Annotated in this window: 11 protein-coding genes and 1 pseudogene; 3 read left to right on the plus strand and 9 right to left on the minus strand. The window is 45.1% G+C overall.

Annotation, left to right across the window (positions count from 1 at the left end; genetic code table 11):
• Nucleotides 1–14: 14 nt before the first annotated feature.
• From MHI54_RS04480 to MHI54_RS04505, 6 genes are all read right to left on the minus strand, one after another.
• Nucleotides 15–872: a sugar ABC transporter permease gene (locus tag MHI54_RS04480; protein WP_340082386.1), complete on the minus strand. Its 858-nt coding sequence runs from the start codon at nucleotides 870–872 to the stop codon at nucleotides 15–17.
• A gap of 112 nt (nucleotides 873–984) precedes the next feature.
• Nucleotides 985–2,316: an extracellular solute-binding protein gene (locus tag MHI54_RS04485; RefSeq protein ID WP_198946023.1), complete on the minus strand. Its 1,332-nt coding sequence runs from the start codon at nucleotides 2,314–2,316 to the stop codon at nucleotides 985–987.
• 486 nt (nucleotides 2,317–2,802) lie between these two features.
• A complete protein-coding gene (locus MHI54_RS04490; RefSeq protein WP_340082388.1) occupies nucleotides 2,803–3,477 on the minus strand; it encodes a type 1 glutamine amidotransferase in 675 nt (224 codons plus the stop codon).
• 6 nt (nucleotides 3,478–3,483) lie between these two features.
• A complete protein-coding gene (locus MHI54_RS04495) occupies nucleotides 3,484–3,933 on the minus strand; it encodes a GNAT family N-acetyltransferase (protein ID WP_095214953.1) in 450 nt (149 codons plus the stop codon).
• Nucleotides 3,934–3,953: 20 nt separating this feature from the next.
• Nucleotides 3,954–4,547 (minus strand): YdeI family protein, encoded by a 594-nt coding sequence (locus tag MHI54_RS04500; RefSeq protein WP_340082390.1) that lies wholly within the window; start codon nucleotides 4,545–4,547, stop codon nucleotides 3,954–3,956.
• 70 nt (nucleotides 4,548–4,617) lie between these two features.
• Nucleotides 4,618–5,337 carry an AAA family ATPase gene (locus MHI54_RS04505; RefSeq protein WP_340082922.1) on the minus strand — a complete coding sequence of 240 codons (720 nt, stop codon included), beginning with the start codon at nucleotides 5,335–5,337 and terminating at the stop codon, nucleotides 4,618–4,620.
• An 80-nt stretch (nucleotides 5,338–5,417) separates the two neighbouring features.
• Here MHI54_RS04505 and MHI54_RS04510 point away from each other — a divergent pair, with 80 nt between their 5' ends.
• Both MHI54_RS04510 and MHI54_RS04515 read left to right on the plus strand, forming a co-directional pair.
• On the plus strand, nucleotides 5,418–5,819 hold the full coding sequence (locus tag MHI54_RS04510; protein WP_340082391.1) for a hypothetical protein: 402 nt from the start codon (nucleotides 5,418–5,420) through the stop codon (nucleotides 5,817–5,819).
• Nucleotides 5,820–5,958: 139 nt separating this feature from the next.
• Nucleotides 5,959–6,729 carry a class I SAM-dependent methyltransferase gene (locus MHI54_RS04515; RefSeq protein WP_340082392.1) on the plus strand — a complete coding sequence of 257 codons (771 nt, stop codon included), beginning with the start codon at nucleotides 5,959–5,961 and terminating at the stop codon, nucleotides 6,727–6,729.
• 37 nt (nucleotides 6,730–6,766) lie between these two features.
• On the opposite strand, the pseudogene MHI54_RS04520 reads toward MHI54_RS04515, so the two are convergent.
• Nucleotides 6,767–7,408, minus strand: a pseudogene (locus tag MHI54_RS04520) (ABC transporter permease); the annotation flags it as partial.
• A 230-nt stretch (nucleotides 7,409–7,638) separates the two neighbouring features.
• Nucleotides 7,639–8,193, minus strand: coding sequence for a TetR/AcrR family transcriptional regulator (locus MHI54_RS04525; RefSeq protein WP_095214957.1), 555 nt, complete (start codon nucleotides 8,191–8,193; stop codon nucleotides 7,639–7,641).
• A gap of 400 nt (nucleotides 8,194–8,593) precedes the next feature.
• Here MHI54_RS04525 and MHI54_RS04530 point away from each other — a divergent pair, with 400 nt between their 5' ends.
• Nucleotides 8,594–10,102, plus strand: coding sequence for a BCCT family transporter (locus MHI54_RS04530; RefSeq protein WP_095214958.1), 1,509 nt, complete (start codon nucleotides 8,594–8,596; stop codon nucleotides 10,100–10,102).
• 108 nt (nucleotides 10,103–10,210) lie between these two features.
• Here MHI54_RS04530 and bglA read toward each other — a convergent pair whose 3' ends face one another.
• Entirely contained in the window at nucleotides 10,211–11,650 is a 1,440-nt protein-coding gene (gene bglA / locus MHI54_RS04535; RefSeq protein WP_340082394.1) for a 6-phospho-beta-glucosidase BglA, read from the minus strand.
• Nucleotides 11,651–11,656: the final 6 nt, after the last annotated feature.

Consider the following 11,656-nt stretch of genomic DNA (forward strand, 5'->3'; position numbering starts at 1 on the left):
TGCATCCCTCCTCCTCATAGTTTCACTTTCATAAAACGCATGTACAGCAGACTGGCAATCGTCCCGATGACGAGTAATACGAGGGATATAGCCGTGCCGTATCCGAACTGATAGTTAACGAATGCTTGATTGTACATGAAGATAGGGAGTATCTGCGTAGCGTTGCCGGGTCCTCCGCCCGTCATCGTATAAATCAGCGTGAATACACCTAATGTCTGCAAAGTCACAAGCATCATATTGGTCACAATCGACCCTTTGACGATCGGGAGCGTCACACGGAAAAATATCTGCCAGCGTGAAGCGCCATCCATCACTGCAGCTTCTTGTACTGATTTTGGCACATCATCCAGTGCCGCTTGGAAGACCATCATCGAAAAAGCCGTTCCATGCCAGATATTGGCGATGATGACACTAACCATCGGGAAGGTGAACAACCAGGTGATTGGTTCAAACCCGATTCCCTGCAGGATTGCATTGAATGTACCTGCATCACTCAGGAAAGCCACCCAGCAAAAGGCAACGACAATTTCAGGCGTCACCCAGCCGGCAATCACAATGACACCGATGAAGCGTCTAAAACTGCGTCGTTTTTCTTTCATCAGCAATGCGATGATCAATCCCAATACAACCTGTCCGATTACAGCTGAGAAAAGCAAGAAGACAAGCGTCCGGAATACACTGATCCGAAATTCGGGATCCTGGAACATATGGGCGAAATTTTGAAATCCGATGAACTGAATATTGGCTGCATCCGTTCCGGTCAATGACAAATTCGTAAAAGCAAAGCCGAAAGTCAATAACATCGGCGTAATGAAAAACAACAATAGAAGGATCCAAGATGGAGACAAAAAAAGTATCGCTTTCCTATGCATACATATTCGTCACCTTTCTTCTGCCCGATCAGAAGGAGCTGGTAAAAGATAGTCAAAGTCAAAACGTGACACTTGACCAATTGAATCCAGCACCTCTTGATCGGATGGTTTCCTATTCAGCTACCTTCGTATTTTCCTTGCCTACCACTCGTTCCACGCCGGCTTTATATTGTTCCACTGCAGCTTCAGGAGATAATTTGCCAGTGGCAACTGCTTCCACTACTGTCTGCAGCTGCGTGGAAACTGCCGGATATTTATCATTGGCTGGTCTGAACTGCGCATTTTCAAGAAAGGCTTGCGCTTCCTTGGCGTATGGTCGATTCACATATTCTTCCACTTCAACTGCATCTATACGGGTATTCAAGTTACCATCCGTCAACGATCGATTGATGCTGTTATCTTTCTCCATCAGGAATTGAATGAATTCCCATGCTTCCTCCTTCATATCTGCTTTGGATGGAATTGCCCAAGCCCAGCCTCCGCTCATCGTGATCGTTCCAGGATCTTGCCCTTCTTGAGTGGGCATCGGAGCGAAGCCAATCTTCTCTTCTACATTTTCAATTGGCGCAGCTCCGTTCTCTGCCCAGTTCCGGGCATTCCAGCTGCCGTCCAGTGCTATTGCCAGTTTCTTTTGCGGGAATAGCTGCTGAAACGCCACATTTCCGGATTGACCGCTCATGACGACAGAGAAATCTGGCCCAATCTTTTCTTTGTTGTATACCTGTTCAATGAAGCGGAATGAATCCAGCAATCCCGGACTATCCACGACCCATTTCTTATCAGATTCGTCATAAAGTGTATCGCCGGTGCCATACAGCAGCATCTCCAGCGTCTGCATGGAAACCGCTTCTCCGTTTGCCTTGCCTACTTGCATGAACAGGGGCGTCACGCCATCGGTCTTTTCTTTGATCGTTATGGCCGCTTCCAGTACATCCTCCCAAGTTTTCGGTTCCCAAGGGACTGGAAGTCCAGCCTCCTGGAATAGCTCCTTGCTGTACCAAAGTCCACGTGAGTCGGAAGTCGATGGCACGCCATACACCTTACCGTCTTCCGCCGTAACACCTGATTTCAGATTTTCAATGATATTATCCCACTCGTCCCAGCCGGCAATCCGGTCATCCAAGGGCTCCAAATATCCGGCATTCGCATCGGAGTTCAGCATGAAAGTATCCTCTGACACTACGTCCGGAGCCGTTTCTTCCGACTTCATCTGAAGTGCAACCTTTGAAAAGTAATCCCCCTCGCTTGCCGTAATAGGCGCTATCTTCACGTCGATATCAGGATGTTCCTTTTCAAATTCCTCGACGACTCCCGACTCAAAAAACTTCTTAAGTGAATCCACTGAGCCAGGAGATCGATATACGACTGTGAGTTCTTTCTTTCCACTTTCCGGGTCACTGCTGCCGGAGCATGCTGTCATCATGACAAGAACAAGCATTAGCATGAATAACCCCCAGCTCTTCACCCTTTGTTGCATTCGAAATTCCCCCTTTTGGTTTCCGACCATTTTTTGTAAGCGCATACATTTAAAAGTAAAACAAATAAAGATGTGTAACAGTGCTCATAACAGATTATATGTATGGGAAATTGACTTATACCGAATTTAACTTGACAAATTCTATTAAAAAAGCTGTCAGCCTCATAGGCAAACAGCATTCTAGTTATATAAAGAACTTAATCGCGATGCTTTATTGGGAACAGTCATATGGGAAGTGCACCCTACAATTCAATAGATGGCGACCTGCCTTTTCTGTTGAATTCTTCTCAATCCTTCCATCGTATTTTTATTCATAAATCGATCAATGCTCTCAAACATCTGATACAGGAAATACATCAAGCTCAAGATTATCCTTGCATACCATACTGTATCTGCAAAGTCTGCTTCAAATGATCGATTTTCTTACAGCTGCAATCCATCTGGTTTTACACCCTATTCCTCAGCATCCAGCAGATAATCAAGCAGCTGGTACAGTACTGCTGCATTCCCTGCCGGAATTTCCGCTGCTTTCATTTCCCCCTCGCTTTGGACAAACGCCCCATCATCAAGATAATCCTTATCATGAGTGATCAATTTTTCCATACTGTCTTTTGTCGTTTCAAAATGAAATTGCAATCCAATGACATTATCTCGGTATAGGAAGCCTTGATTCTCACAGACTTCATTTGTGAAAAGTCTTACGGCACCATCCGGTAAGGTGAATTGCTCACCGTGCCAATGGAAAACCATCATTTCATCCGGAATAAAAGAAAATTGCTTTGTTACTGTTTGAATCGGGTGCCAGCCTGCTTCCTTATGCTCACCCTGGAAAACAGTGCCCCCAAGCGCTTTCGCAATTTGCTGTGCACCAAGACAGATACCGAATACAGGCTTTTGGCGCTCGATAAGCTGTGAAATTAATTCACGCTCTGCCAATATCCAGTCTTCGGGATCATTGGCACTCATCGGTCCCCCAAGGACGATGAGCATGGTAATATCCTTTGCGTCAGGAAATACAGCTGCTTCATAGAGAGGATGGATGCGGAAGCGATGCCCGCGTCTTTCTCCCCAATCATATATGGCAGCAAGGTCCTCAAACGGCACATGCTGCAAAACATCGATAATCATACTCCATCACCCTCTCTGCAGGCTGAGTGCATAATGATAGAACTGTTCGTCACGCTCGTAACCTTTCCTTTCATACAAGCGCTGTGCTTTGTCATTATCAGGAGCCGTACTGAGCGCAATGCTGCCTGCCCCGGTTTCCCTTGCAAACGCCTCGGCAGTATCAAGCAATTTTTCTCCGACACCTTGTTTCCTGGCACCTTCAGCCACATACAAATCATTCAAAATCCAGGCTTTTTTCATACCTATCGATGAGAAAGTGGGATAAAGCTGCATGAAGCCAATGCAATCATCCCCTTCTTTTGCGAGGAAAATGACAGAATCCCCTCGCTTCAGCCTTTCTGCTATGTACGCCTCCGCCCCATCTAAATCATGGTCTTGTTGATAGAACCGACGATATCGATTGAATAAATCTGCAGCTTGCTTTACGTCTTGCAATGTCGCTTTCATGATATCCATATCTTCACCTCAGGATCCTTCTATTTATTATTCAATCCCTTGCCATCAAGAATGTGCTTTACATACTTTTCCACCCTTGACTGTCGGGCTTTGGCTTGTTTAGCCTGGGAAAAATATAGGATGTACGCCCTTTGCCGTCCTGGGGTCAACGCTTCAAAAGCAGCCTTCAATGCAGGGATTTCCTGGAATTTATCGTGTAGCTCTTCAGGAATTATGTAATCTGTTTCCTTCTTGAATGCTACTTCCAAACCCGCTTTTTCAACTTCGACGGCCTGATGGATATAGTCTTTGAGGATAGCTTCCTTGTCCGTGATTTCCTGAACATTGGTGAAACGGATTTGGCGTGCCGCCTGTACATTCTCCGTTTGCTGAATCAGGATCCCATGTGTATCTTTCAACAAGGCGCCCTTGTGAAACAAAAGCGCACAATACTCTTTGAATCCATGGATCAATACAATATTTTTCCCTTCGAAAGTGTAACACGGATGCTTCCACTTGAACTCTTCTGTCAGCTCACAGTCTCGTACAATATTTCTCAGAGCGATATATTCTTCCTTCCACTGATCAGCCTTGCTTAAGAACTCGTCAACCTTGGGATGCATGTCATTTTTCATTTCAGGAAATTACTCCTCCCTTGTAATAAATTAATCATATTCAGATGTAATCAACGAAAGCCTCTTCTCATCACTTCTGGAATAAATGATGCAGCAGTCTGTCCCTGTCTTCGAAAAACTGTTTCATGACACTATAATGCTGTGTCTCTTCAAGCTGGACTTCTTCCATCCCTCCAGCATCCAGCTGGAGAATCTTTGCATCCGGATAAGCCATCAGCAGCGGGGCATGTGTCGAGATGATGAATTGTGAGCCTCTTTCCACCAGCTCATCAATCCGAGCGAGCATCGACAGCTGACGAATCGGGGATAAAGCTGCCTCCGGCTCATCGAGAATATATAATCCATTTCCGGCGAAACGCTCCATGAAAGCTGCAAAAAAGGCCTCTCCATGGGATTGTTCGTGCAAAGAAGTCCCGCCATAGGAATCAATGATCTTCCGTCCAAATCCTCCTTGATCCAGTTCTTCGATATGCGTCGCTACATTATAGAAAGTCTCAGCCCGGAAGAAATAGCCATCTTGCGGACGGTTCCCGCCGCGGACAACTCGTACCAGTTCATGCAAATCGGAATGCGACTCGTAGCTGGAAAAGGAGAAGTTCTTCGATCCTCCTTCAGGATTGAAACCGAGCGCCACCGCAAGCGCTTCTAATAAAGTCGACTTACCCATCCCATTTTCCCCGATGATATACGTAACATTCGGGTGAAAGGAAATATGCCCTGAATTTTGAATGACCGGCAGCGAAAATGGGAAATGATGAGGGAGTGATGAAGATTCTTCGATAAGGCTCATCTGCCTCACATATTGATTTGCTGCAGTTAATTTCACATTATCATTCCTATCTTGATATGTCAGCTTGAGGAGGATTAATCATGCAGGAATATATTCTGCTAGTGATACTGCTTGTCCTGTTTTTAGCAGTCATCATTTTCACTCGGTATTTGAACAAACCAGTGAAAAGTCTATTTTCCATTTATTATCTGGCACTCGGAACTCTGTTCATTGTCGTCAAGGAGCGCATTGACAACGCCGAAGAAGGAGCAGCGATGACCCCCAATGCCAATTGGATCGTGAATAACGAATGGGTTGCGGATACTCGGCATCTACTGTTCGTCCCAATGATCGGGTTATTGATATACCTGCTTTACAAAGGCTATCAGGATCCAAAGGGGCCGTGGAAACGCACCAACATCCTGGGCGTCACAATTCCATTAGCTGCCCTTCTGGCCGTGTTTTATTTTCTATTTACGTATGTATATGACTATCATGGTTGAACGCGCTTGAGTGTGCTGTAAATCAATGAATGAATTACCAGTTTTCTGATAAGCAGCACGCACTTCCAATATCACAGCAGGAGATGAGATTACCCTTATGGAAATAATATACTATATATATAACAGAGGATGATAGGGTATGGATTTCAAAGCACCACAAAATAAATATTCTTACACGTCCAGGGAAGCAGCTCCGGTATGGATGGATCTTGTGAGGAATATATTGGAGATTCAGCAAATCAACCAAGCACTCGATATCGGCTGCGGCGGCGGGATTTATACGAAAGCCCTTGCTGCAATGGGTATACCGTCTGTGACTGGAGTAGATTCATCAGAAATCATGCTCGAGGCCGCTGCCGAGAATTGCCACGGTCGGCAAGGGATTCAATTCCACAAGGGCGATGCGCAAGAAACTGGGTTGGAAGCAGCGAATTGCGATCTCATCCTGGAGCGCGCCTTGATTCATCACTTACAGGAGCTCAAGCCTTGTTTCTCCGAAGCGTATCGCTTACTCCGTCCCGGCGGCATCTTGGTCATCCAGGATCGAACACCCGAAGACTGCCTGCTGCCTGGCAGTCCAGAGCACATCAGAGGATACTTCTTCTCCTGTTTTCCAAGACTTGCAGAAACGGAGATCAACAGAAGACATACCTCTCCTCAAATCATGCTAAATCTAGAAGATTGCGGCTTTCAGGACTTAGAGAAGCATACATTATGGGAAGTTCGTCACGTACATGAATCGAAAGATAAACTACTGGCAGACATTCGCGCCAGAGCGGGGAGAAGCATCCTTCATGCTTTAGAGGATGACGAACTGGAAAAGCTGATTCTGTATATGGATGATTGTATCACACAGGAAAGGTATATTGTGGAAATGGATCGGTGGACGATTTGGAAGGCTGTTAAATGAAAAAAGCCAAGCTCTTGCATGCTTGGCTTCTTTCCACTTACATAACTTTGGATAATCCGATTGTTTTTTCAATGATGATCAGCGCAATGACAGACAAGGCAATGAAAATCACGGCAATGGCATTGACGCTCGGATCAAAGGTTTGGTCGATATATCCGAAGGTCCGAACCGGAATGGTGATCGTTTCCGGTGTACTGACGAACAGACTCACAGAGATTTCACCGAATGACGTGACTGCTGCAAATACGGCTCCGGCGATGATCCCCGGTCTGATCAATGGCAGCGTCACACGATAAAATGTCTGCCATGGCGTCGAACCAAGATTCATGGAAGCAAGCTCCAGTCTGCTGTCCAGGTTCGTGATGCTGACAGAAACAGTCCGGACCACATATGGAAAACAGATGACGATGTGACCGATGATGAGGCCTAGTGTGGATCCGAATAATCCCAAAGAGGAGAACAGGTACAATAACGCAACTCCCAACACGACTTGCGGAATCATCAAAGGCGACATGATGAAGGACTGGATCAATCCTTTACCTGGGAAAGACAATCGTGCCAATGCATAAGATGACATCGTCCCGAGCAGCACAGTCAGCGGCGTCACGATGACCATGACAAGCGTACTGGACCATAGCGACTGCATCCACTGCTCGCTTTGGAATAAGCGCACGGAAAAGAGGAACACTCCATATGGAATATTCCTCTACTTTTCGTTTTTGGCGCTTCGATGTTATAAGATTGTACTGTAATAAAGATATCAATGTATACAAGGCAGATTGCATTATCTATTTCCTAGCTTCCGTTCTTGATAAAGCTTTTTCAGCTTTGTCACTCTGCCTCAAACTATCTGACTAAATGCATGAAATAGGCCTGTATATAACGGTCTATCTAATTAGAATGAAAATATCACGATGTATGCTGAAATAGTATCTTTGCCATCGCAATGGAATACTCTGCTGCTTTATCTGCACCAATCAAGGTAGTCATAGAAGTTGTCCCTTCAAGAAGCAGCGTCAGCTGGTTGGCCAGGTCCTGTGGGTTATTATCCCAATTTTCCTGTGCCAGCTGCTGAAAATATTGCAGCAACTTTGTTTTATGCTCCCTGGCGATGTTTTCGATTTCTTTGTCTATACCTGTATAATCTTCTATCGCTCTCAAAAACATATCCCCTTTATAGGAATGTTCCTTCAGCCAGCGGCAGTGCGCTTCCACAGCAAGAATAAAAGGAGAACTCGAACCTCTTTCTATATAAGAATCCAGATAAGACCAATAGCGTTCTTCCCTTCTCTTGAGTACTTCTTCCACCAATTTATTTTTGGAAGGAAAATGGTTATACAGCGTCATTGTAGCGACATTTGCCTCCCTGATGATTTGCTTAAGGCCTACACCGCGAAATCCATGTTCATAAAACAATCGTTCTGCCACTTGTAGTAACATATCTTTTTTTGTAGATCGACTCATTTGATCAACTGCTCCTTTAATTAGATAGACCTAAAATACAAATTACAACCTACGGTAATTACAAGTCAAACAATTTTCTTCTATCTTTCCTAAAATTTCTTCACTCTCATCATCGCTATTCGAATTCACAGGATGACAAGTGATAATACCGGGCTTTCTGGCTCATTTATTATATAGCAAAAAATAATTTATTAAAGGTCTTATGTGATATGGATAAGCTCAATCGGTTGATTGGAAGAGAATCTTATGTTAAATATAGAAAGGTCGTTCTATATAGTTCCGTTAAGCTTCTGTATTTTATATTGCAAGTGTTTTAAAAAGATATGATTAGCATCACTCATATAAATCCACAAGCTATGCAGCAGTTGTCAGCGGAAATTTTGAAAGGGGAATAAATTTTATGAATAAAGTAGGCAATGTTTTTTGGATATCATTAATCATTTGCGCTATTTTTGTTCTATGGGGTGTATTAGCACCAGAAAATATGGATTATATCACTACCGAGACACAATCCTTTTTGACCTCGAAGTTTGGTTGGTTCTATATTCTTTCAGTAGCTATCTTCCTGATCTTTTCCATATATTTGATTTTCAGTCGTTTTGGTTCTTTGAGATTGGGAAAAGAAGGGGATAAACCCGAATTTAAACGCATTACATGGTTTGCCATGCTATTCAGTGCCGGAATGGGTATCGGACTCGTTTTCTGGGGTACTGCCGAGCCGCTGGCCCACTATGCCGCACCGCCCAATGCAGACCCGGAGAGTATCGAAGCGGCTAAGAATGCACTGCGGTATTCTGTATTCCACTGGGGATTGCAGACTTGGGGCGTATACACCGTCATTGGTTTGGCCATCGCTTACTTCAAGTTCCGCAAAGGGGCCCCTGGACTTATCAGCTCCACTTTCCAGCCATTGATCGGGGACAGAACAAATGGGTGGATCGGTAAACTGATTGATATCATTGCTGTATTCGCCACCATCTTCGGTGTGGCTACATCGCTCGGATTGGGTGCTTCCCAAATCGCCGGTGGATTGTCATTCATCTCCGATATAAAGAATAATTTCAGCACGCAGTTCATCATTATCATCATTGTCACCATTCTATTTATGGCATCTGCTTGGTCCGGCCTTGGCAAAGGAATCAAATGGCTGAGCAACGCTAATATCATATTGGCAGTATTATTGCTTTTGCTGACTTTATTCCTTGGACCAACGCAGTTCATCCTTAACACGTTCATCTCGACAATGGGATCGTACGTGCAATCCCTGCCTTCACTTAGTTTCCAGACAGGCTCATTTAATGATGATTTCAATGGCTGGGTCCAAAGCTGGACCATATTCTATTGGGCATGGTTCATTGCATGGTCACCTTTCGTAGGTACGTTCATTGCGCGTGTATCCAAAGGACGGACGATCCGTGAATTTGTAATAGGTGTCTTGTTCATTCCGTCCATCTTCTGCGCGTTTTGGTTTGTAGTCTTTGGCGGTACTGGTTTGTTCCAAGAAATTCATGGAATCAATACAGGCCTTACTGATCTTGCACAGGAACAATCATTATTTGGTGTATTCGAAGGATTGCCGATGTCCACCCTGCTCTCCGTCGTTGCCTTGTTCCTGATCGGCACGTTCTTCATTACATCTGCCGACTCCGCGACATTCGTACTGGGTATGCAAACTGCTGGAGGAAGTCTCAATCCATCAAATAAAATCAAGTTGACCTGGGGAATCATCCAAGCAGCAATTGCTTCTGTATTGCTGGCAACCGGCGGGCTTAACGCACTGCAGACAGCATCCATTGTTGCTGCGTTTCCTTTCGCCTTCATCCTCCTGTTCATGGTTTGGTCACTCTTGAAGGCCATGAACGAGGATTGGAAGAAGGAAAAAGGTAAACCTAAATCAAACAATAAATAGCAAAAAATCCGTCTTCAGCTTATGGGACTTCATTTTCAAAGTCCCTCATGCAGTAATGAAAATAGACCTCCGGGAAGGTATCTCCACCTCCAGAGGTCTATTTATTTTTTACAGCTCTTCCCCATTCGATGCAATCACTTGCTTATACCAATCAAACGAATCCTTTTTCGATCGTTTCATCGAGCCATTTCCTTCATTATCTCGATCGACATAAATCATGCCATAGCGTTTCTTCATTTCGCCGGTAGTGAAGGATACTATATCGATGATCCCCCAAGGGGTGTAGCCAAGCAGGTCGACGCCATCATAGGCTACAGCTTTTTTGAGTTCCTCGATATGGGAGCGCAGATAATCGATGCGCTGCGGATCATGGATGGAACCATCTGCTTCGACGGTATCGACTGCGCCGAAGCCGTTTTCGACGATGAACAGCGGGATCTGATAGCGATCATAGAAGCGGTTCAATGTATAGCGCAAACCGGTCGGATCGATCGACCAGCCCCAATCGCTCGCTTTGATATATGGGTTCTCCACACTATATGCCAACCCGCCGTTGGTGATATTGGTATTATGCTCGACTTGTTTATCACTTTTGACGGTTGTGCTCATGTAATAGCTGAAACCAAGATAATCGACGGTTCCATTGCGAAGGATTTCTTCATCCCCATCCTCAAATACAATGTTATACCCTTCTCTTTCGAATTCCTTCCATACATAGGCAGGATAATAGCCGCGTACCTGTACATCCGGGAAGAAGTAGCGTTCCCGCATCAGCTCTTCTGCAAGCATCACATCTGCAGGATTGGAGGAATACGGATAAATGGGGACATGGGATACCATGGCACCAATTTGGAATTCTGGATTGATTTCCTTACCTTTCGTTACAGCCAGTGCACTGGCAAGCAGTTCATGATGACCGGCCTGATACATCACTTCGCGTGCATTCTCGCCATCGTTGACTGTCACCCCGGAATTCGTCCAAAGGAATAACGGATTATCGGTATCCATCTTGTTATTGATTTCGTTGAACGTCATCCAGTATTTGACCTTGTCTTTATATCGATTGAAGCAGACTTCGGCGAATCGGACAAAATGATGAACTGCTTCCCGGCTGCGGAAACCGCCGTATTCGCGTGCCAAATGCAGCGGCATTTCAAAGTGGGACAAAGTGATGACCGGCTCGATGCCATGCTTCAACAATTCATCGAAAAGATCATCATAAAACTTCAGCCCCGCTTCGTTCGGCTCTGCTTCATCGCCTTTCGGGAAAATACGGGTCCAGCCGATGGACGTGCGCAAGCATTTGAGACCCATCTCCGCAAACAGCGCCACATCCTCCTTATAACGATTATAGAAATCGATTGCTTCATGGTTGGGATAAAATTTATCCGGTTCGACCGTTTCCGTTAATTCACGCGGCACACCATGCGCTCCAGCCGTCAGAACATCAATGACGCTCGGCCCTTTGCCATCCTGGTTCCAGCCGCCCTCAAATTGGTGGGCAGCAAGTGCGCCGCCCCATAAGAAATCCTTCGGTAATGTCGTCATCCCTAT

It is taken from the genome of Terribacillus sp. FSL K6-0262 (genome assembly GCF_037977385.1).
In the GTDB taxonomy this organism is placed as follows: Bacteria; Bacillota; Bacilli; order Bacillales; family Amphibacillaceae; genus Terribacillus.